This is a genomic window from Streptomyces litmocidini, from assembly GCF_014649755.1.
In the GTDB taxonomy this organism is placed as follows: domain Bacteria; phylum Actinomycetota; class Actinomycetes; order Streptomycetales; family Streptomycetaceae; genus Streptomyces; species Streptomyces litmocidini.
The window spans coordinates 61098-83147 of record NZ_BMTQ01000017.1; the positions used below are offsets into that span (position 1 = coordinate 61098).

The window sequence follows — 22050 nt, forward strand, 5'->3', positions numbered from 1 at the left end:
GAATGGTCCGTACCGCCCCCTCCCGGGGGACGGCGCCCGGAGGGGCGGCGGGGGTGCATGAGAAACGCGCCGCCTACCCCTGGTAGAGTGAACGGCGCAAATCCGACGTCCTTTAAGAGCCGTCCCGTGAGGCGGAGAAGGAGGTCCGTTCTCCATGGACACCCAGCAGCAGTACGGCGACGACGCGCGGCCCGTTCTCGAAGGCCCGGACATCGCGCGGGTCCTGACCCGCATCGCCCACGAGATCGTCGAGCGCGCCAAGGGCGCCGACGACGTGGTCCTCCTCGGCATTCCCACCCGCGGCGTCTTCCTCGCCCGCCGGCTCGCCGAGAAGCTCGAATCGATCACCGGCACCAAGATCCCGGTCGGCTCCCTCGACATCACCATGTACCGGGACGACCTGCGGATGAAGCCCGCCCGCGCCATCGGCCGCACCGAGATCCCCGGTGACGGCATCGACGGCCGCCTCGTCGTCCTCGTCGACGACGTCCTCTTCTCCGGCCGCACCATCCGCGCCGCCCTCGACGCCCTCGGCGACATCGGCCGCCCGCGCGCCGTCCAGCTCGCGGTCCTCGTCGACCGGGGCCACCGCGAACTTCCGATCCGCGCCGACTACGTCGGAAAGAACCTCCCCACGTCGCTGCGGGAGACGGTCAAGGTCCAGCTCGCCGAGGAAGACGGTCGCGACACCGTCCTGCTCGGCAGCAAGCCCGCCTCCTGACCGGACCGGCACCCCCGACGGGGCCGGGGCACAGCCCTGCGCACCCGCATGCCCTCACCCTCCCACCACGGAGCGAAACCCCGATGATGCGTCACCTCATCTCGGCCGCCGACCTCACCCGCGACGACGCCGTCCAGATCCTCGACACCGCCGAGGAGATGGCCCGGGTGGCCGACCGGCCCATCAAGAAGCTGCCGACCCTGCGCGGCCGGACCATCTGCAACCTCTTCTTCGAGGACTCCACCCGCACCCGGATCTCCTTCGAGGCCGCCGAGAAGCGCCTCTCCGCCGACGTGATCAACTTCGCGGCCAAGGGCTCCAGCGTCTCCAAGGGCGAGTCCCTCAAGGACACCGCGCAGACCCTGGAGGCCATGGGCGTCGACGCGGTCGTCATCCGGCACAGCGCCTCCGGCGCCCCGTACCGGCTCGCCACCTCCGGCTGGATCGACGCCCCCGTCATCAACGCCGGCGACGGCACCCACCAGCACCCCACCCAGGCCCTCCTCGACGCCTTCACCATGCGCCGCCGCCTCGTCGGCCGCGACGCCGGCCTCGGCCAGGACCTCGCCGGCAAGCGCATCACCCTCGTGGGCGACGTCCTGCACAGCCGGGTCGCCCGCTCCAACGTCGACCTGCTCCACACCCTCGGCGCCGAGGTCACCCTGGTGGCCCCGCCCACCCTGGTCCCCGTCGGCGTCGAGACCTGGCCCTGCGACGTCTCGTACGACCTGGACGGCGTGCTGCCGAAGTCCGACGCGGTGATGATGCTGCGTGTGCAGCGCGAGCGGATGAACGCCGCCTTCTTCCCGACCGAACGCGAGTACTCGCGCCGCTACGGGCTCGACGGCGAGCGGATGGCGAAGATGCCCGAACACGCCATCGTCATGCACCCCGGCCCCATGGTCCGCGGCATGGAGATCACCGCGGAGGTCGCCGACTCCGACCGCTGCACGGTCGTCGAGCAGGTCGCCAACGGCGTCTCGATCCGGATGGCCGTCCTCTACCTGCTGCTCGGCGGCAACGACTCCGACTCCGCCACCCCCGCCCGTACCGAGGAGAGCAAGTGACCATGAGCAAGACCCTGATCCGCGGTGCGAAGGTCCTCGGCGGCGACGTCCAGGACGTCCTCATCGACGGCGGGACCATCGCCGAGGTCGGCACCGGCCTCTCCGCCGAGGGCGCGACCGTGATCGAGGCCGACGGCCAGATCCTGCTGCCCGGCCTGGTCGACCTCCACACCCACCTGCGCGAGCCCGGCCGCGAGGACTCCGAGACCGTCCTCACCGGCACCCGCGCCGCCGCCTCCGGCGGCTACACCGCCGTCTTCGCCATGGCCAACACCCACCCGGTCGCCGACACCGCCGGCGTCGTCGAGCAGGTCTACCGCCTCGGCAAGGAGTCCGGCTACTGCGACGTCCAGCCCATCGGCGCCGTCACCGTCGGCCTGGAGGGCAAGAAGCTCGCCGAGCTCGGCGCCATGCACGACTCCGCCGCCGGCGTCACCGTCTTCTCCGACGACGGCAAGTGCGTCGACGACGCCGTGATCATGCGCCGTGCCCTGGAGTACGTGAAGGCCTTCGGCGGCGTCGTCGCCCAGCACGCCCAGGAGCCCCGCCTCACCGAGGGCGCCCAGATGAACGAGGGCGTCGTCTCCGCCGAGCTCGGCCTCGGCGGCTGGCCCGCCGTCGCCGAGGAGTCGATCATCGCCCGCGACGTCCTCCTCGCCGAGCACGTCGGCTCCCGCGTCCACATCTGCCACCTCTCCACCGCCGGCTCCGTCGAGATCGTCCGCTGGGCCAAGTCCCGCGGCATCGACGTCACCGCCGAGGTCACCCCGCACCACCTCCTCCTCACGGACGAGCTGGTCCGCTCGTACAACCCGGTCTACAAGGTCAACCCGCCGCTGCGCACCGAGAAGGACGTCCTCGCCCTGCGCGAGGCGCTGGCCGACGGCACGATCGACATCGTCGCCACCGACCACGCCCCGCACCCCCACGAGGACAAGGACTGCGAGTGGGCCGCGGCCGCCATGGGCATGGTCGGCCTGGAGACCGCCCTCTCCGTCGTCCAGCGGACGATGGTCGAGACCGGCCTCCTCGACTGGGCCGGCGTCGCCGACCGGATGTCCTTCGCGCCCGCCCGCATCGGACGGGCCCAGGGCCACGGACGCCCCGTCTCGGCAGGTGAGCCCGCGAACCTGACGCTGGTCGATCCGGCTTACCGTGGTGTCGTGGACCCCGCGGACTTCGCCTCCCGCAGCCGCAACACCCCCTACGAGGGCCGCGAGCTGCCGGGACGCGTCACCCACACCTTCCTGCGGGGCCGGGCAACGGTCGTGGACGGGAAGCTGGCGTGACACCACTCATCGCAATCGCCGCAGAGGCTGCCGAGCGGAAATCGGCGGAGGTGACCGACTGGGCCGGGCGGCTCGGCTGGGTCGTCGGACTGCTCCTCTTCGTCGCCTTCGTGTACTGGCTCATGCGCCAGGGATGGAAGTGGCGCGGCAGCCTCCAGTCCGACCTCCCCGACCTCCCCGCCGCGCCGGAGCAGGCCGGTGAGGCGACACTGACCCTCAGCGGGCGCTACCACGGGTCCACGACCGCCGGGCAGTGGCTCGACCGGATCGTCGCCCACGGCCTCGGCGCCCGCAGCCGCGTCGAGCTCACGCTCACCGACGCCGGGATCGAGGTCGTCCGCCCCGGGGCGAACGACTTCTTCGTACCGGCCGCGGCCGTGCGCGGCGCCCGCCTCGACAAGGGCATCGCCGGCAAGGTCCTCCCCGAGGGCGGGCTCCTGATCATCACCTGGGAGCACGGCGGCAAGCCGCTCGACTCCGGTTTCCGCTCCGACCGGGCGGCCGAGCACACCGCCTGGGTCGAGGCCCTCAACTCCATGAACGCCGTATCCACCACGACGGAAGGCATCGCACGATGACGACCTCCACCAGGGGAGCCGCCAAGACTCCCGCCGTACTCGTCCTGGAGGACGGCCGCATCTTCCGCGGCCGCGCCTACGGGGCCGTGGGGGAGACCTTCGGCGAGGCCGTGTTCTCCACCGGCATGACCGGCTACCAGGAGACCCTCACCGACCCGTCGTACCACCGGCAGGTCGTGGTCATGACCGCCCCCCACGTCGGCAACACCGGCGTCAACGACGAGGACCCCGAGTCCGGCCGCATCTGGGTCTCCGGCTACGTCGTCCGCGACCCCGCCCGCGTCTCGTCCAACTGGCGCTCCCGCCGCTCCCTGGACGAGGAGCTGCGCGACCAGGGCGTCGTCGGCATCCAGGGCATCGACACCCGCGCCCTCACCCGCCACCTGCGCGAGAGCGGCGCCATGCGCGTCGGCATCTTCTCCGGCAACGCGCTTCCCGACGAGGGCACCATGCTCGCCGAGGTCCGCCGGCAGCCCGAGATGAAGGGCGCGAACCTCTCCGCGGAGGTCGCCACCCAGGAGACGTACGTCGTCCCCGCGATCGGCGAGAAGAAGTTCACCGTCGCCGCCGTCGACCTCGGCATCAAGGGCATGACCCCGCACCGGATGGCCGAACGCGGCATCGAGGTCCACGTCCTGCCCGCCACCGCCACCGCCGAGGACATCTACGCCGTCCGGCCCGACGGCGTGTTCTTCTCCAACGGCCCCGGCGACCCGGCCACCGCCGACGGACCCGTCTCCGTCATGCAGGCCGTCCTGGAGCGCAAGACGCCCCTGTTCGGCATCTGCTTCGGCAACCAGATCCTCGGCCGCGCCCTCGGCTTCGGCACCTACAAGCTGAAGTACGGCCACCGCGGCATCAACCAGCCGGTCCAGGACCGCACCACCGGCAAGGTCGAGGTCACCGCGCACAACCACGGCTTCGCCGTCGACGCGCCCCTCGACAAGGTCTCCGAGACCCCCTTCGGGCGGGTCGAGGTCTCCCACGTCTGTCTGAACGACGACGTCGTCGAAGGCCTCCAGCTGCTCGACCAGCCGGCCTTCTCCGTCCAGTACCACCCCGAGGCGGCCGCCGGCCCGCACGACGCCGCGTACCTCTTCGACCGTTTCGTATCCCTGATGGAGGCCGAGCGTGCCTAAGCGCACCGATATCCAGTCCGTCCTGGTCATCGGCTCCGGCCCGATCGTCATCGGCCAGGCCGCGGAGTTCGACTACTCCGGCACCCAGGCCTGCCGCATCCTCAAGGCCGAGGGCCTGCGGGTGATCCTGGTCAACTCCAACCCGGCCACGATCATGACCGACCCGGAGATCGCCGACGCCACCTACGTCGAGCCGATCACCCCCGAGTTCGTCGAGAAGATCATCGCCAAGGAGCGCCCCGACGCCCTCCTGCCCACCCTCGGCGGCCAGACCGCGCTCAACACCGCGATCTCCATGCACGAGCAGGGCGTCCTCGAGAAGTACGGCGTCGAGCTCATCGGCGCCAACGTCGAGGCCATCCACAAGGGCGAGGACCGCGACCTCTTCAAGGGCGTCGTCGAGGCCGTCAAGGCCAAGATCGGATACGGCGAGTCCGCCCGCTCCGTCATCTGCCACTCCATGGACGACGTCCTCAAGGGCGTCGAGACGCTCGGCGGCTACCCCGTCGTCGTCCGCCCCTCCTTCACCATGGGCGGCGCCGGCTCCGGCTTCGCCCACGACGAGGAGGAGCTGCGCCGCATCGCCGGCCAGGGCCTGACGCTCTCCCCGACCACCGAGGTGCTCCTGGAGGAGTCCATCCTCGGCTGGAAGGAGTACGAGCTGGAGCTCATGCGCGACAAGAACGACAACGTCGTGGTCGTCTGCTCCATCGAGAACTTCGACCCGATGGGCGTCCACACCGGCGACTCGATCACCGTCGCCCCGGCGATGACGCTCACCGACCGCGAGTACCAGCGCCTGCGCGACATCGGCATCGCGATCATCCGCGAGGTCGGCGTCGACACCGGCGGCTGCAACATCCAGTTCGCGGTCAACCCGGACGACGGCCGGATCATCGTCATCGAGATGAACCCGCGCGTCTCCCGCTCCTCGGCGCTCGCCTCCAAGGCGACCGGCTTCCCGATCGCCAAGATCGCGGCCCGCCTCGCCGTCGGCTACACGCTGGACGAGATCCCGAACGACATCACGGAGAAGACCCCGGCGTCCTTCGAGCCCACGCTCGACTACGTCGTCGTCAAGGCCCCGCGCTTCGCCTTCGAGAAGTTCCCGCAGGCCGACTCCACCCTCACCACCACCATGAAGTCCGTCGGCGAGGCCATGGCCATCGGCCGCAACTTCACCGAGGCCCTCCAGAAGGCCCTGCGCTCCCTGGAGAAGAAGGGCTCGCAGTTCGCCTTCACCGGCGAGCCCGGCGACAAGGCCGAACTGCTCCGCGAGTCGGTCCGTCCGACCGACGGCCGCATCAACACGGTCATGCAGGCCATCCGCGCCGGCGCCACCCCCCAGGAGGTCTTCGACGCCACGAAGATCGACCCCTGGTTCGTCGACCAGCTCTTCCTGATCAAGGAGATCGCCGACGACCTGGCCGCCGCCGAGAAGCTCGACCCCGAGCTGCTCGCCGAGGCCAAGCGCCACGGCTTCTCCGACGCCCAGATCGCCGAGATCCGCGGCCTGCGCGAAGACGTGGTCCGCGAGGTCCGGCACGCCCTCGGCGTCCGCCCGGTCTACAAGACGGTCGACACCTGCGCCGCCGAGTTCGCCGCCAAGACCCCGTACTTCTACTCGTCCTACGACGAGGAGACCGAGGTCGCCCCGCGCGAGAAGCCCGCGGTGATCATCCTGGGCTCCGGCCCGAACCGCATCGGCCAGGGCATCGAGTTCGACTACTCCTGCGTCCACGCCTCCTTCGCCCTGAGCGACGCCGGCTACGAGACCGTGATGGTCAACTGCAACCCGGAGACCGTCTCGACGGACTACGACACCTCCGACCGCCTGTACTTCGAGCCGCTGACGCTGGAAGACGTGCTGGAGATCGTCCACGCCGAGACCCTCGCCGGCCCCGTCGCCGGTGTCGTCGTCCAGCTCGGCGGCCAGACCCCGCTGGGCCTGTCGCAGGCGCTCAAGGACAACGGCGTGCCGGTCGTCGGCACCTCCCCGGAGGCCATCCACGCCGCCGAGGACCGCGGCGCCTTCGGCCGCGTCCTCGCCGAGGCCGGGCTTCCCGCGCCGAAGCACGGCACCGCGACCACCTTCGCCGGCGCCAAGGCCATCGCCGACGAGATCGGCTACCCCGTCCTCGTGCGTCCCTCGTACGTGCTCGGCGGCCGCGGCATGGAGATCGTGTACGACGAGGCCCGTCTGGAGTCGTACATCGCCGAGTCCACCGAGATCAGCCCCACCCGGCCGGTCCTGGTCGACCGCTTCCTCGACGACGCCATCGAGATCGACGTCGACGCGCTCTACGACGGCGAGGAGCTCTACCTCGGCGGCGTCATGGAGCACATCGAGGAGGCCGGCATCCACTCCGGCGACTCGGCCTGCGCCCTGCCCCCGATCACCCTCGGCGGCTTCGACATCAAGCGCCTGCGCGCCTCCACCGAGGCCATCGCCAAGGGCGTCGGCGTCCGCGGCCTGATCAACATCCAGTTCGCCATGGCCGGCGACATCCTCTACGTCCTGGAGGCCAACCCGCGCGCCTCCCGGACCGTCCCCTTCACCTCGAAGGCGACCGCCGTGCCGCTCGCGAAGGCCGCCGCCCGCATCTCCCTCGGCGCCACCATCGCCGAGCTGCGCGCCGAGGGCCTGCTGCCGAAGAACGGCGACGGCGGCACCCTGCCGCTCGACGCGCCGATCTCCGTCAAGGAGGCCGTGATGCCGTGGTCGCGCTTCCGCGACGTGCACGGCCGCGGCGTGGACACCGTCCTCGGCCCGGAGATGCGCTCCACCGGCGAGGTCATGGGCATCGACGCGGTCTTCGGCACGGCCTACGCCAAGTCGCAGGCCGGCGCCTACGGCCCGCTGCCCACCAAGGGCCGCGCGTTCATCTCGGTCGCCAACCGCGACAAGCGCTCGATGATCTTCCCGGCCCGCGAGCTCGTCGCCCACGGCTTCGAACTCCTCGCCACCTCCGGCACCGCCGAGGTCCTCAAGCGGAACGGCATCAACGCCACGGTCGTCCGCAAGCTCAGCGAGGGCGAGGGCCCGAACGGCGAGAAGACCATCGTCCAGCTCATCCACGACGGCCAGGTCGACCTGATCGTCAACACCCCGTACGGCACCGGCGGCCGCCTCGACGGCTACGAGATCCGTACGGCCGCGGTGGCGCGCAGCGTCCCCTGCCTCACCACGGTCCAGGCGCTCGCCGCGGCCGTCCAGGGCATCGAGGCGCTGGGCCACGGCGACGTCGGCGTCCGCTCGCTCCAGGAGCACGCGGAACACCTGACCGCGGCCCGCGACTAGCAGCCCGTACCAGGAGGGGGACACCGGCAGGACCTGCGGTGTCCCCCTCTTCATGAGCGCACGAGGGATATTTCGGACGATGTACCAGCTCTTCTTCAACCTGTTCTTCAAGCGGATGGACCCAGAGAAGGCCCACTACCTGGCCTTCCGCTGGATCCGGCTCGCCGCCGGCACCCCGGTCCTGCGCACCTTCGTGGCCGCCGTCCTCGCACCCCGCTACAAGGAGCTGCGGACCGAGGCCCTCGGCCTCCGCATGCACGGTCCCTTCGGGCTCGCCGCCGGCTTCGACAAGAACGCCGTCGCCATCGACGGCATGTCGATGCTCGGCTTCGACCACGTCGAGATCGGCACCGTCACCGGCGAGGCCCAGCCCGGCAACCCCAAGAAGCGCCTCTTCCGGCTCGTCCCGGACCGCGCCCTGATCAACCGCATGGGCTTCAACAACGAGGGCTCCGCCGCCGTCGCCGCCCGCCTCGCCGCCCGCAACCCCGTCTTCAGGACGGTCGTCGGCGTCAACATCGGCAAGACCAAGGTCGTCCCCGAGGCCGAGGCCGCCGCCGACTACGTGAAGTCCACCGAGCGCCTCGCCGCCCACGCCGACTACCTCGTCGTCAACGTCTCCTCCCCGAACACCCCCGGACTGCGCAACCTCCAGGCCACCGAGTCCCTGCGCCCGCTGCTCACGGCCGTCCGCGAGGCCGCCGACCGCACCGTCACCGAGCGCCGGGTCCCCCTCCTGGTCAAGATCGCCCCCGACCTGGCCGACGAGGACGTCGACGCGGTCGCCGACCTCGCCCTGGAGCTCGGCCTCGACGGCATCATCGCCACCAACACCACCATCGCGCGCGAGGGCCTCGGCCTGAAGTCCGACCCCGCGCTGGTCAAGGAGACCGGCGGCCTGTCCGGCGCGCCCGTCAAGGAGCGCTCCCTGGCCGTCCTGCGCCGCCTCCACGCGCGCGTGGGCGACCGCCTGGTCCTGGTGGGCGTCGGCGGCATCGAGAACGCCGAGGACGCCTGGCAGCGCATCCTCGCCGGCGCCACCCTCGTCCAGGGCTACAGCGCCTTCATCTACGAGGGCCCGTTCTACGCCCGCGCGATCCACAAGGGCCTCGCGGCGCGCCTCGCGGCCTCCCCGTACGCCACCCTCGCCGAGGCCGTCGGCGCGGACAACCGAAAGGCCACCAAGTGACGCCCGACCACCGCCCCTCATCGACGACCTCCGGGCGGCCCCCGACGTTCGGCGCCCGCCTGCGCTCGGCCATGGACGAGCGCGGCCCGCTCTGCGTCGGCATCGACCCGCACGCCGCCCTGCTCGACTCCTGGGGCCTGGCCGACGACATCGCCGGCCTGGAGCGCTTCACCTTCACCGTCGTCGAGGCCCTCGCCGAGACCGTGGCCGTCTTCAAGCCGCAGTCCGCCTTCTTCGAGCGCTTCGGCTCGCGCGGCATCGCCGTCCTGGAGCGCGCCACCGCCGATCTGCGCGCGGCCGGGGGCCTGGTCGTCATGGACGCCAAGCGCGGCGACATCGGCTCCACCATGGCCGCGTACGCGGAGGCCTTCCTGCGCAAGGACTCCCCGCTCTTCTCGGACGCGCTCACGGTCTCCCCGTACCTCGGCTACGGCGCCCTGAAGCCCGCCGTCGACCTGGCCCGGGAGTCCGGCGCCGGCCTCTTCGTGCTGGCCCTCACCTCCAACCCGGAGGGCGCCGAGGTCCAGCGGGCGGTCCGCGAGGACGGCCGCACCATCGGCGCGACCATGCTCGCCCACCTCGCCGAGGAGAACGCGGGGGAGAGCCCGATGGGCTCCTTCGGCGCGGTCGTCGGCGCCACCCTCGGCGACCTGTCCTCCTTCGACCTGGACATCAACGGGCCGCTCCTCGCCCCCGGCATCGGCGCCCAGGGCGCGACCCCCGCCGACCTCCCGGCCGTCTTCGGCGCGGCGGTCGGCAACGTCGTCCCGAACGTCAGCCGCGGGGTCCTGCGCGACGGTCCGGACGTGGCCGCCCTGCGGGACGCGGCGCACCGCTACGCGGACGAGATCCGCGCGGCCGTCGCCGGCTGACGCGTCTCCCGGACAATCCGCAGGTCGGAGCGGACGGGGCGCCCGATGGTGAGCCGTCTCACTCCTTGACGAAAACTTGGCTCAAAACCGGGTCAATATGCCGGAAAAGTCCTGGTCGGTCGATGCTGACCAGGACTTTTCCGCTGTTCTCGCTGACTGGAGCGGTCTCGGCCGCTAGTCTCCGGGGCAGAGCAGGCGTTCAACGGCCACTCCGTTGATCGTTGCTCCACTGGTGTGGGGCGTCCAGGTTCCTCACCGGTCCGTATCCGACAGATCGACATCCGAGGTGACGTAGGCGTGGCTCTTCCGCCCCTTACCCCTGAACAGCGCGCAGCCGCGCTCGAAAAGGCCGCCGCGGCTCGCCGGGAGCGGGCCGAGGTCAAGAATCGACTCAAGCACTCCGGCGCCTCCCTCCACGAGGTCATCAAGAGCGGCCAGGAGAACGACGTCATCGGCAAGATGAAGGTCTCCGCGCTGCTCGAGTCGCTGCCCGGCGTCGGCAAGGTCCGCGCCAAGCAGATCATGGAGCGCCTCGGCATCTCCGAGAGCCGTCGCGTCCGTGGTCTCGGCTCCAACCAGATCGCCTCCCTGGAGCGCGAGTTCGGCAGCACCGGCGCCTGATCCGGCGGCCGGCCCGGCCTCCGATCCGGGGCACGCGTCCCGGGCATGCCGGTGAAGCTGGAATAATCGCTGCATGGCAGCAGAGGCACGTCCGCGGTTGACCGTGCTCTCCGGCCCCTCTGGGGTCGGCAAGAGCACGGTCGTCGCTCATATGCGCAAGGTCCACCCCGAGGTCTGGCTCTCGGTGTCGGCGACGACCCGGAAGCCCCGCCCCGGCGAGAAGCACGGCGTCCACTACTTCTTCGTCACGGACGACGAGTTCGACAAGCTGATCGCCAACGGTGAGCTCCTCGAGTGGGCCGAGTTCGCGGGCAACCGCTACGGCACCCCCCGCGGCGCCGTCCTGGAGCGTCTCGACGCCGGCGAGCCCGTGCTCCTGGAGATCGACCTCCAGGGCGCCCGGCAGGTGAAGGACTCCATGGAGGAGTCCCAGCTGGTCTTCCTGGCCCCGCCGAGCTGGGAGGAGCTGGTCCGCCGGCTCACCGGCCGCGGCACCGAGTCGCCCGAGGTCATCGAGCGCCGGCTGGAGGCCGCGAAGGTCGAACTGGCCGCCGAGTCGGAGTTCGACACCACCCTCGTCAACACCTCCGTCGAGGACGTCGCACGCGAGCTGCTAACGTTGATGCACGTTGTCTGATCTTTTTTCCATCTTCGGAAGGTAGAGCGTGTCCTCTTCCATCACCGCGCCCGAGGGCATCATCAACCCGCCGATCGACGAGCTGCTCGAGGCCACCGACTCGAAGTACAGCCTCGTGATCTACGCGGCCAAGCGCGCGCGTCAGATCAACGCGTACTACTCCCAGCTCGGCGAGGGCCTGCTGGAGTACGTGGGTCCGCTCGTCGACACCCACGTCCACGAGAAGCCGCTCTCGATCGCCCTGCGCGAGATCAACGCGGGTCTGCTGACGTCCGAGGCCATCGAGGGCCCCGCGCAGTAAGCACACAGCGCTTTGTAACGCTTGTCACCACAGGCCCGGCGGACCACCCGCCGGGCCTGTGGTGTCTCATGGAGTCGTACGCATCCGAGCACGCATCCGAGCCTTCAGGGGAGCAGTGACAGTCGTGGCCGAGCCGAAGGTCGTCCTGGGCGTGAGCGGCGGCATCGCCGCCTACAAGGCGTGCGAGCTGCTGCGCCGACTGACCGAGTCGGGCCACGACGTGCGCGTCGTGCCCACCGACTCCGCCCTCCACTTCGTCGGCGCCGCCACCTGGTCCGCGCTCTCCGGCAACCCGGTCTCCACCGAGGTGTGGGAGACCGTCCACGAGGTCCCGCACGTGCGGATCGGACAGGCCGCCGACCTCGTCGTCGTCGCCCCCGCCACCGCCGACATGCTCGCCAAGGCCGCCCACGGCCTCGCGGACGACCTGCTCACCAACACGCTGCTCACCGCGCGCTGCCCGGTCGTCTTCGCCCCCGCCATGCACACCGAGATGTGGGAGCACCCGGCGACCCAGGAGAACGTGGCCACCCTGCGCCGCCGCGGCGCCGTCGTCATCGAGCCGGCCGTCGGCCGTCTCACCGGCGTCGACACCGGCAAGGGCCGGCTCCCCGATCCGGGAGAGATCTTCGAGGTCTGCCGTCGGGTCCTCGCCCGCGGCGTCACCGCCCCCGACCTCGCCGGACGCCACGTCGTGGTCAGCGCGGGCGGCACCCGCGAGCCCCTCGACCCCGTCCGCTACCTCGGCAACCGCTCCTCGGGGAAGCAGGGCTACGCCCTCGCCAAGGCCGCCGCCGCCCGCGGCGCCCGGGTCACCCTCGTCGAGGCGAACACCGGCATCGCCGACCCCGCCGGAGTCGACGTGGTCCACGTCGGCACCGCCGTCCAGCTCCGCGAGGCCGTCCTCAAGGCCGCCGCCGACGCCGACGCGGTCGTGATGGCCGCCGCCGTCGCCGACTTCCGCCCGGCCGCCTACGCGCCGGGGAAGATCAAGAAGACGGACGACGGGGGCGCGCCCACGATCGAACTCGTCCGCAACCTCGACATCCTGGCCGAACTGTCCGCCGACCGCGCCCTGCCCGGGCAGGTGGTCGTCGGCTTCGCCGCCGAGACCGACGACGTCCTCGCCAACGGACGCGCCAAGCTCGCCCGGAAGGGCTGCGACCTCCTCGTCGTCAACGAGGTCGGGGAGCGGAAGACCTTCGGTTCCGAGGAGAACGAGGCCGTCGTCCTCGCGTCGGACGGCGCCGAGACCCCCGTGCCGTACGGGCCGAAGGAAGCGCTCGCCGAGACGGTCTGGGACCTGGTCCTGCCGCGGCTGCGCCCCGCGACCTGACGCATCCCCGTCGCCCCGGCGGCACCGCGCCACGCCGTGCCGGGGAGCGCGAACCGGCCCCCGGGACGGCGCGAAACACCGCCTGACGAGTGATTCGCGCCCCACCCGGGTGGGCAGGTCTGCCTTGCCGGAGGCCGGTTCCGCCCGTCCACCGGCATTCGCCAGGCGAGACACCTGGTCCATTGCACGACCACGACCGATAGACTGTTCGTGGAACGTCGCGGGGCGCAGCCCCCTGCCGGTCCGCGTCACGAGTAGCCAGCAGCCGCTGCAACCCCAGGGAGCGTTGTGTCCCGTCGTCTGTTCACCTCGGAGTCCGTCACCGAGGGACACCCCGACAAGATCGCTGACCAGATCAGCGACACCATTCTCGACGCGCTGCTGCGCGAGGACCCCACCTCGCGCGTCGCCGTCGAGACGCTGATCACCACCGGCCTGGTGCACGTCGCCGGTGAGGTGACCACCAAGGCGTGGGCGGACATCCCGACCCTCGTCCGGAACAAGATCCTCGAGATCGGTTACGACTCCTCGAAGAAGGGCTTCGACGGCGCCTCCTGCGGCGTGTCGGTGTCCATCGGATCCCAGTCCCCGGACATCGCCCAGGGCGTGGACACCGCGTACGAGAAGCGGGTCGAGGGCGACGAGGACGAGCTCGACAAGCAGGGCGCCGGCGACCAGGGCCTGATGTTCGGCTACGCGTCGGACGAGACCCCCGAGCTGATGCCGCTGCCGATCCACATCGCGCACCGGCTCTCCCGCCGCCTCACCGAGGTCCGCAAGAACGGGACCATCCCGTACCTGCGTCCCGACGGCAAGACCCAGGTCACCATCGAGTACGACGGCGACAAGGCCGTCCGCCTCGACACGGTCGTCGTCTCCTCGCAGCACGCCTCGGACATCGACCTCGAGTCGCTGCTCGCGCCCGACATCCGCGAGTTCGTCGTCGAGCACGTCCTGGGACAGCTCGTCGAGGACGGCATCAAGCTCGACACCGACGGCTACCGCCTGCTCGTGAACCCGACCGGCCGCTTCGAGATCGGCGGCCCGATGGGCGACGCCGGCCTCACCGGCCGCAAGATCATCATCGACACCTACGGCGGCATGGCCCGCCACGGCGGCGGCGCCTTCTCCGGCAAGGACCCGTCCAAGGTCGACCGCTCGGCCGCCTACGCCATGCGCTGGGTCGCCAAGAACGTCGTCGCCGCGGGCCTCGCCTCGCGCTGCGAGGTCCAGGTCGCCTACGCGATCGGCAAGGCCGAGCCCGTCGGCCTCTTCGTCGAGACCTTCGGCACCCACACCGTCGAGACCGAGAAGATCGAGAACGCCATCGGCGAGGTCTTCGACCTCCGCCCGGCCGCGATCATCCGCGACCTCGACCTGCTCCGCCCGATCTACTCCCAGACCGCCGCCTACGGCCACTTCGGCCGCGAGCTGCCGGACTTCACCTGGGAGCGCACCGACCGCGTGGACGCCCTGCGGCAGGCCGTCGGCCTCTAGGCCCGGACCTGCGCGACCGAAGCCCGGTACCCCCGAGGGGTGCCGGGCCTCGTTGTGTCCGGCTGTCGGTGGCGTCTGGTAGGTATGGGGCTGTGAGCAGCGAGAACGAGAAGTCCGACGAGCCCGAGCAGCTCGCGCTCATCCGGGAGACCGTCCGGAAGGCGAAGGTGCCGCGGGCCAAGCCGCGGACATGGCGGGGGGCCGCGCTGGCCAAGGAACTGCCGGTCGCGCGGGTCGTCGTGAACAAGGGGGCGCTCCACCTCGACCAGTTCTTCGACTACGCGGTCCCCGAAGAGCTGGACGGGGCCGCCCGGCCCGGGGTGCGGGTGCGGGTGCGGTTCGGGGCGGGGGCCCATCAGGTCAAGAACGGGCGGCGCGAGGGCGGGCGGCTCATCGACGGGTTCCTCGTCGAGCGGCGGGCCACCTCGGACTACTCGGGGCCGCTGGCCGCGCTCGCCGACGTCGTCTCGCCCGAGCCGGTGCTCGGGCCCGAGCTGCTCGGCCTCGCCCGGGCCGTCGCCGACCGGTACGCGGGCAGCCTCGCCGACGTGCTCCAGCTCGCCGTGCCGCCGCGCAGCGCCAAGGCGGAGGGCCGGCCCTCGCCCGCGCCGCTGCCCCCGCCGAGGGCGCCGGAGCCGGCGAGCTGGACGCGGTACGAGCGCGGCCCGGCGTTCCTGGAGTCCCTCGCGCGCGGCGGGGCGCCCCGCGCCGTGTGGAACGCGCTGCCGGGCCCGCACTGGGCCCAGGAGATCGCCCGCGCCGTCGCCGCCGCCCTCGCCTCCGGGCGGGGCGCGCTCGTCGTCGTCCCCGACGGGCGGGCCGCCGGCCGGGTCGACGCCGCACTGACCGAGGTCCTGGGGGAGGGGCGGCACGCGCTGCTCACCGCCGAGGCCGGCCCCGAGAAGAGGTACGCGCAGTGGCTCGCCGTCCGGCGCGGCGCCGTGCGGGCCGTCGTCGGCACCAGGGCGGCCATGTTCGCGCCCGTACGGGACCTGGGGCTCGCCGTCATCTGGGACGACGGCGACGGCAGCCACAGCGAACCGCACGCCCCGCAGCCCCACGCCCGCGAGGTGCTGCTGCTGCGCGCCGCCCAGGACCGGTGCGCCTTCCTGCTCGGCTCCACCAGCTGCACCGTCGAGGCCGCGCAGCTCGTCGAGTCCGGCTGGGCCCAGCCCCTCGTGGCCGGGCGCGACCAGGTGCGGGCCGCCGCGCCCCTCGTGCGGACCGTCGGGGACACCGACCTCGCCCGCGACGAGGCCGCGCGGGCCGCCCGGCTGCCCACGCTCGCCTGGCAGGTGGTCCGGGAGGGCCTCAAGAGCGGTCCGGTGCTCGTCCAGGTCCCCCGCCGGGGGTACGTGCCGAGGCTGTCCTGCGAGCGCTGCCGCACGCCCGCCCGCTGCCGGCACTGCGCCGGCCCCCTGGAGGCCCCCGAGCAGCAGGAGCTGCGGTGCGGCTGGTGCGGCCGCGGCGCCCCCGACTGGCACTGCGTGGAGTGCGGCTCGACCCGCCTGCGGGCCCAGGTGGTCGGAGCCCGGCGGACCGCGGAGGAACTCGGCCGGGCGTTCCCCGCCGTCCCCGTGCGGACCTCCGGACGCGACCACGTCCTGGACAGCGTGCCCGGACGCCCCGCGCTCGTCGTCTCCACCCCCGGAGCCGAACCCGTCGCCGAGGGCGGCTACGCGGCCGCGCTGCTCCTCGACGGCTGGGCCATGCTCGGCCGGCCCGACCTGCGCGCGGGCGAGGAGGCGCTGCGCCGCTGGATCGACGCGGCCGCGCTGGTCCGCGGCCAGGCCGAGGGCGGCACCGTCGTCGTGGTCGCCGAACCGACCCTCCGGCCCGTCCAGGCGCTCGTCCGCTGGGACCCCGCCGGGCACGCCCGGCGTGAGCTGGCGGAGCGGGCCGAACTGGGCTTCCCGCCGGTCTCCCGGATGGCCGCCGTGACCGGGGCGCCGGAAGCCGTCGAGGACTTCCTCGCGGCGGCCGGGCTCCCCGCCGACGCCGAGATCCTCGGGCCCGTGCCGCTGCCCGTCGTCCGCCCCGGCGGCCCCCGCAGGCCCGGTGACCCGCCGCCGGGCGAGCAGTGGGACCGGGCCCTGGTCCGGGTCCCGCCGGGCAGCGGCGCGGCCCTCGCCACCTCGCTCAAACAGGCCCGGGCCGGGCGCCTCGCGAAGGGCGGCGGGGACCCGGTGCGGATCCGCGTGGATCCGCCGGACATCGGCTGACGGGGCCCGGACACACCACGGCCGCCCGTCCCCGGTGGGGCGGGCGGCCGTGCGGTGCTCGGCGGTCAGGCGTTGCGCGGGCCGGGGAAGGCCGACGGGCGCGGGTCCTCGCGGAGGGCGGAGCTGCCCGAGGTGGGCTGCGGCGGCATCGAACGGGCGGCGGGGACCGAGGGGAGCGCGCGGGCCGCGCCCGGCTCCACCGGGTGGTCCTGGTCCACGGCCGCGCCCGGCTGGGGCGAGCGCCGGGCGCCGTAGCGGCGGTGGACCGCCTGCTTGGTGACCCCGAGCGCGGAACCCACCGCGTCCCAGGAGAACCCGAGCGAGCGGTCGAAGTCGACCGCCGCGGTCACCAGCGTCTCGACGCTGTCCCGCAGCTCCTGGGCGAGACGTACGGTCGGGGCGGGCGCGCGCCCGTAGACGACGAAGCCCGTGGACGGGCCGGAGCGGCGAGGGCGGTAGACATTGCCCAGCTGGGCCGTGAGCGTGCGCAGTGCGTCCACCTGCCGCCGGACCCGCTCGATGTCCCGCACCAACAGATGCAGACTTGCCCGGGCTTGGGCGTCGTGGGTTGCGTGGTCGGCCATGTGAAAGCCTCTCGAACCGGCGTTTAAGGGGGCGGGCCGCGGAGGGGAACAGCGACCCGGTTCGGTCAATCTCTCTTGACCAACGCGCCACCGGGAGTTGGGTCACGCTGCGGGGGCGTACACGCATATGCGCAGGGCGCTCACCGCCCCGTACGCCCCCTGGGGGGCATCGGCCCTAGACTGGTGCGCTGCCCACAACGCCCCCGGAGAGACAGGCAGTCGCCATCCATGAAGCTCGTCTTCGCAGGCACCCCCGAGGTCGCCGTTCCCGCCCTGGACGCCCTGCTCGCCTCCGGGCGGCACGAGGTGGCCGCCGTGGTCACCCGGCCGGACGCCCCGGCGGGGCGCGGCCGGCGGCTCGTCGCCAGCCCGGTCGCCCAGCGGGCCGAGGAGGCGGGCATCGAGGTCCTGAAGCCGGCCAGGCCGCGCGACGAGGAGTTCCTCGCCCGGCTGCGGGAGATCGCGCCGGACTGCTGCCCGGTCGTCGCCTACGGCGCGCTGCTGCCCAAGGTCGCGCTCGACATCCCCGCCCGCGGCTGGGTGAACCTGCACTTCTCGCTGCTGCCCGCCTGGCGGGGCGCGGCACCCGTCCAGCACTCCCTGATGGCCGGCGACCAGGTGACGGGCGCCTCCACCTTCCTCATCGAGGAGGGCCTGGACTCCGGGCCGGTCTACGGCGTCGTCACCGAGGACATCCGCCCCACCGACACCAGCGGCGACCTGCTCACCCGGCTCGCCTTCGCGGGCGCCGGACTGCTCGCCGCGACCATGGACGGCATCGAGGACGGCACGCTCCAGGCCGTCCCGCAGCCCGTCGAGGGCGTCACCCTCGCCCCGAAGATCCAGGTCGAGGACGCCCACGTCGACTTCGCCGCCCCCGCGCTCCGGGTCGACCGCGTGGTCCGCGGCTGCACCCCGGCCCCCGGCGCCTGGACCGTCTTCCGCGGCGAGCGCCTCAAGCTGATCCAGGTCACCCCCCTCCCGGACCGCACCGACCTCGCCCCGGGCGAGCTCGCGGTCGGCAAGAACAACGTGTACGCGGGCACCGGCTCGTACGCCGTGGAACTGCTGTGGGTCCAGCCCCAGGGCAAGAAGCCGATGAAGGCGGCGGACTGGGCCCGGGGCGTCCGGATCGCCCCGGGCGAGCGGCTGGGGGCGTAGGAAGCGGGGCACGGGCTGCTCCGCGGGCGACGTAGGCTGGGGAACGTTCGACCCCTCATTTCGTCACGCGGAGCACCTTTGAGCGAGCAGGCACGTCGCCGTCCCCCCAAGCCCTACCGGCGGCCCCAGAAGGACCCCGTCCGGATGCTCGCCTTCGAGGCGCTGAGGGCGGTGGACGAGCGGGACGCCTACGCGAACCTGGTGCTGCCGCCGCTCCTCAGGAAGGCCCGGGAGAAGGGCGACTTCGACGGGCGGGACGCGGCGCTCGCGACCGAGCTCGTGTACGGGACGCTGCGCCGCCAGGGCACGTACGACGCGATCATCGCGGCCTGCATCGACCGGCCGCTGCGCGAGGTCGACCCGCCCGTGCTCGACGTCCTCGCGCTCGGCGCCCACCAGCTCCTGGGCACCCGGATCCCGACCCACGCCGCCGTCTCCGCCAGCGTCGAGCTGGCCCGGGTGGTGCTCGGCGACGGACGCGCCAAGTTCGTGAACGCCGTGCTGCGGAAGATCTCGCAGCAGGACCTGGACGCCTGGGTGGAGCAGGTCGCCCCGCCGTACGACCAGGACGCCGAGGACCACCTCGCCGTCGTCCACTCGCACCCCCGCTGGGTCGTCTCCGCGCTGTGGGACGCCCTGGGCGGTGGCCGCGCCGGGATCGAGAGCCTGCTCGAAGCCGACAACGAGCGGCCCGAGGTCACCCTCGTCGCCCGGCCCGGCCGGGTCACCACCGAGGAACTGGCCGCCACGGCGGAGACCGAGCCCGGCCGCTGGTCGCCGTACGCCCTGCGGATGGCCGAGGGCGGCGAGCCCGGCGCCATCGAGGCGGTCAAGGAGGGCCGGGCCGGCGTCCAGGACGAGGGCAGCCAGCTGGTCGCGATCGCCCTCGCCGACGCCCCCCTGGAGGGCTCCGACACCCGCTGGCTCGACGGCTGCGCGGGTCCCGGCGGCAAGGCCGCGCTGCTCGCCGCGCTCGCCTCCGAGCGGGGCGCGGCGCTCCTCGCCTCCGAGCGGCAGCCGCACCGCGCCCGCCTCGTCGAGCGCGCCCTGGCCGGCAACCCCGGCCCGTACCAGGTGATCGCCGCCGACGGCACCCGCCCGCCGTGGCGTCCCGGCTCCTTCGACCGGGTCCTCATGGACGTGCCGTGCTCCGGCCTCGGCGCCCTGCGCCGCCGCCCCGAGGCCCGCTGGCGCCGCCGCCCCGAGGACCTGGACGGTTTCGCCCCGCTCCAGCGCGCCCTGCTCACCGAGGCGCTGAGCGCCGTGCGCGTCGGGGGAGTGGTGGGGTACGCGACCTGCTCGCCGCACCTCGCCGAGACCCGCGTGGTCGTCGACGACGTCCTCAAGAAGGTGGGCGGCGCCGAGCTGATCGACGCCCGCCCGCTGCTGCCCGGCGTCCCGGAGCTCGGCGACGGCCCGGACGTCCAGCTGTGGCCGCATCTGCACGGTACGGACGCCATGTACCTGGCGCTGCTGCGCCGGACCGCCTGAGGTCCGGCCGTCCGGCCGTTCGATCGGCCGACCGCAATCTCCCGGTCTGTACGGGTCCCGGACTCGTCGCTTCGTACCGAAAGTGGTCTGGACCGGATCCGAAACCGCTCAGCGGCAAAGAAGTGCCCAAGAACGTGGGAGGCTTGGCTCATGGCGCAGATCAACCCCAGCATCCTGTCCGCGGACTTCGCCCGGCTCGCCGACGAGGCGAAGGCCGTCGGCGGCGCGGACTGGCTGCACGTCGACGTGATGGACAACCACTTCGTCCCCAACCTGACGCTGGGCGTCCCGATCGTGGAGTCGCTGGCCCGCGCGACGGACACCCCGCTCGACTGCCATCTGATGATCGAGGACCCCGACCGCTGGGCCCCGCAGTACGTGGAGGCGGGCGCCGGCTCGGTGACCTTCCACGTCGAGGCCGCCGCGGCGCCGGTCCGGCTCGCCCGGGAGATCCGGGCCAAGGGCGCGCGCGCCTCGATGGCGCTCAAGCCGGCCACGCCCATCGAGCCGTACGAGGACCTGCTCCCCGAGCTCGACATGCTGCTCATCATGACCGTCGAGCCCGGCTTCGGCGGTCAGGCCTTCCTCGACATCATGCTCCCCAAGATCCGCCGCACCCGTGAACTGATCTCCAAGCACGGTCTGGAGCTGTGGCTCCAGGTCGACGGCGGGGTGGCCGAGTCCACGATCGAGCGGTGCGCCGAGGCCGGTGCCGACGTCTTCGTCGCGGGTTCCGCGGTGTACGGAGCGGCGGATCCGGCCGCGGCCGTCGCCTCGCTCCGGGCCCGCGCGGAGGCGGCGACCGCCTCCGCCGCGTGGGCGTGTGGCCACTGAGCCACCGGTGGATGAACGCGGCCCGTCGGGCCGCCGACAGGACTGATCAAGGCCCGCCGGATCTGACAGGATGAACGGCGAGTCCAGAGTGTGAACGACATCGGTATGTGACTTCCGTACGTGAACAGCGGTACGTGAACAGCAGTGAGGAGATCGCGGTGGCGGGTATGTCGGCGGGACGGTCAGCCCTGCGGATGGGCCCCGCGGAGCTGGTGCAGGCGGCGGCCATGGCCCGTCGCTTCTACCTCGAGGGCAAGTCCAAGATCCAGATCGCCGAGGAGTTCGGCGTGAGCCGCTTCAAGGTGGCCCGGGTCCTGGAGACCGCCCTGGAGCGCGACCTCGTGCGGATCGAGATCCGCGTACCGGCCGAGCTGGACGCCGAGCGCTCCGACGCGCTCCGCGCCCGCTACGGGCTCCGCCACGCCGTCGTCGTCGAGTCCCCGGCGGAGGGCGACGACGAGTCGCCCGACCCGGAGAACCTCGGCGAGGTCGCGGCCGACCTGCTCGGCGAACTCGTCACCGAGGGCGACGTCCTCGGCCTGGCCTGGGGCCGCTCCACCATCCACATGGCGGCGGCCCTCGACCGGCTGCCGCCCTGCACGGTCGTCCAGCTCACCGGGGTGTACGACGCCGGGACCGCCGAACGCGGCTCCGTCGAGGCCGTGCGCCGCGCCGCCCAGGTCTCCGGCGGCGAGGCCCACCCCATCTACGCGCCCATGCTGCTGCCCGACCCGGCGACCGCGGCGGCCCTGCGCAGCCAGACCGGCATCGCGCGGGCCTTCGAGTACTTCGACAAGGTCACCGTCGCCTGCGTCTCCATCGGCTCCTGGGAACCGGGCATCTCGACCGTCCACGACATGCTCTCCGACGCCGAACGCGCCCACTACGCCTCGCTGGGCGTCGCCGCCGAGATGTCCGCGCACCTCTTCGACACCGAGGGGCGCCGCGTCGGCCGCGACCTCGGCGAGCGCTGCATCACCGTGGAGGCGGACCGGCTGCGCCGGATCCCCGAGGTCGTGGCGATCGCCGGCGGCCAGCGCAAGGCCGCCGCGATCGGGGCGGTGCTCCGCTCCGGGCTCGTCACCAGCCTGGTCACCGACCGCGCCGCCGCGGACTACCTGCTCACCGAGTCCAGCCCGGGCACGCACCCGGCGCTGGAGCGCAGGGACCCCGACGGCACCTGAGCGAAGCCGCACGGCGACAGGGGCCG

The 22050-nt window shown here is 72.7% G+C and carries 19 protein-coding genes; 18 read left to right on the forward strand and 1 reads right to left on the reverse strand.

The annotated features are described in order from the left end of the window. Positions 1-154: 154 nt before the first annotated feature. The 14 genes from pyrR (at position 155) to IE180_RS29255 (ending at position 16770) form a co-directional block, all read left to right on the forward strand. Entirely contained in the window at positions 155-721 is a 567-nt protein-coding gene (gene pyrR / locus IE180_RS29190) for a bifunctional pyr operon transcriptional regulator/uracil phosphoribosyltransferase PyrR (protein WP_190159955.1), read from the forward strand. Positions 722-804: 83 nt separating this feature from the next. After that, positions 805-1788 carry an aspartate carbamoyltransferase catalytic subunit gene (locus tag IE180_RS29195; RefSeq protein WP_190159956.1) on the forward strand — a complete coding sequence of 328 codons (984 nt, stop codon included), beginning with the start codon at positions 805-807 and terminating at the stop codon, positions 1786-1788. Between the two features lie 2 nt (positions 1789-1790). Beyond that, positions 1791-3077, forward strand: coding sequence for a dihydroorotase (locus tag IE180_RS29200; protein WP_190159957.1), 1287 nt, complete (start codon positions 1791-1793; stop codon positions 3075-3077). After that, a complete protein-coding gene (locus IE180_RS29205; protein WP_190159958.1) occupies positions 3074-3655 on the forward strand; it encodes a PH-like domain-containing protein in 582 nt (193 codons plus the stop codon). The genes IE180_RS29200 and IE180_RS29205 overlap by 4 nt, the downstream gene beginning before the upstream one ends. After that, positions 3652-4794, forward strand: coding sequence for a glutamine-hydrolyzing carbamoyl-phosphate synthase small subunit (gene carA, locus IE180_RS29210; RefSeq protein ID WP_190159959.1), 1143 nt, complete (start codon positions 3652-3654; stop codon positions 4792-4794). The genes IE180_RS29205 and carA overlap by 4 nt, the downstream gene beginning before the upstream one ends. Beyond that, entirely contained in the window at positions 4787-8095 is a 3309-nt protein-coding gene (gene carB / locus IE180_RS29215; protein ID WP_190159960.1) for a carbamoyl-phosphate synthase large subunit, read from the forward strand. Before carA ends, carB begins: the two co-directional genes overlap by 8 nt. Before the next feature lie 79 nt (positions 8096-8174). Continuing rightward, a complete protein-coding gene (locus IE180_RS29220; RefSeq protein WP_190159961.1) occupies positions 8175-9284 on the forward strand; it encodes a quinone-dependent dihydroorotate dehydrogenase in 1110 nt (369 codons plus the stop codon). Further along, positions 9281-10156, forward strand: coding sequence for an orotidine-5'-phosphate decarboxylase (pyrF, locus tag IE180_RS29225; protein WP_268255497.1), 876 nt, complete (start codon positions 9281-9283; stop codon positions 10154-10156). The genes IE180_RS29220 and pyrF overlap by 4 nt, the downstream gene beginning before the upstream one ends. Before the next feature lie 297 nt (positions 10157-10453). Continuing rightward, on the forward strand, positions 10454-10777 hold the full coding sequence (locus IE180_RS29230; RefSeq protein ID WP_030693098.1) for an integration host factor: 324 nt from the start codon (positions 10454-10456) through the stop codon (positions 10775-10777). Positions 10778-10850: 73 nt separating this feature from the next. Beyond that, entirely contained in the window at positions 10851-11414 is a 564-nt protein-coding gene (gene gmk, locus IE180_RS29235) for a guanylate kinase (protein WP_190159962.1), read from the forward strand. 28 nt (positions 11415-11442) lie between these two features. After that, positions 11443-11715, forward strand: coding sequence for a DNA-directed RNA polymerase subunit omega (gene rpoZ / locus IE180_RS29240; protein ID WP_005319902.1), 273 nt, complete (start codon positions 11443-11445; stop codon positions 11713-11715). Positions 11716-11839: 124 nt separating this feature from the next. Next, positions 11840-13051 (forward strand): bifunctional phosphopantothenoylcysteine decarboxylase/phosphopantothenate--cysteine ligase CoaBC, encoded by a 1212-nt coding sequence (coaBC, locus tag IE180_RS29245; RefSeq protein WP_190159963.1) that lies wholly within the window; start codon positions 11840-11842, stop codon positions 13049-13051. A gap of 288 nt (positions 13052-13339) precedes the next feature. Continuing rightward, entirely contained in the window at positions 13340-14548 is a 1209-nt protein-coding gene (gene metK / locus IE180_RS29250; protein WP_190159964.1) for a methionine adenosyltransferase, read from the forward strand. Between the two features lie 92 nt (positions 14549-14640). Further along, positions 14641-16770: a primosomal protein N' gene (locus tag IE180_RS29255; protein ID WP_190159965.1), complete on the forward strand. Its 2130-nt coding sequence runs from the start codon at positions 14641-14643 to the stop codon at positions 16768-16770. 65 nt (positions 16771-16835) lie between these two features. Here the strand turns inward: IE180_RS29255 and IE180_RS29260 are convergent, their stop codons facing one another. Beyond that, positions 16836-17354 carry a hypothetical protein gene (locus tag IE180_RS29260; protein ID WP_190159966.1) on the reverse strand — a complete coding sequence of 173 codons (519 nt, stop codon included), beginning with the start codon at positions 17352-17354 and terminating at the stop codon, positions 16836-16838. Between the two features lie 228 nt (positions 17355-17582). Between IE180_RS29260 and fmt the strand changes: the two genes are divergently transcribed. The 4 genes from fmt to IE180_RS29280 all read left to right on the forward strand — a co-directional run bounded on the left by fmt (position 17583) and on the right by IE180_RS29280 (position 22024). Further along, a complete protein-coding gene (gene fmt / locus IE180_RS29265) occupies positions 17583-18515 on the forward strand; it encodes a methionyl-tRNA formyltransferase (protein ID WP_190159967.1) in 933 nt (310 codons plus the stop codon). Between the two features lie 78 nt (positions 18516-18593). Beyond that, positions 18594-20006, forward strand: a complete 1413-nt coding sequence (locus tag IE180_RS29270; protein WP_190159968.1) for an RsmB/NOP family class I SAM-dependent RNA methyltransferase — start codon at positions 18594-18596, stop codon at positions 20004-20006. Positions 20007-20156: 150 nt separating this feature from the next. Next, entirely contained in the window at positions 20157-20840 is a 684-nt protein-coding gene (gene rpe, locus IE180_RS29275) for a ribulose-phosphate 3-epimerase (RefSeq protein WP_041128223.1), read from the forward strand. A gap of 167 nt (positions 20841-21007) precedes the next feature. Beyond that, positions 21008-22024: a sugar-binding transcriptional regulator gene (locus IE180_RS29280; RefSeq protein WP_444545786.1), complete on the forward strand. Its 1017-nt coding sequence runs from the start codon at positions 21008-21010 to the stop codon at positions 22022-22024. The last annotated feature ends 26 nt before the right edge of the window (positions 22025-22050 follow it).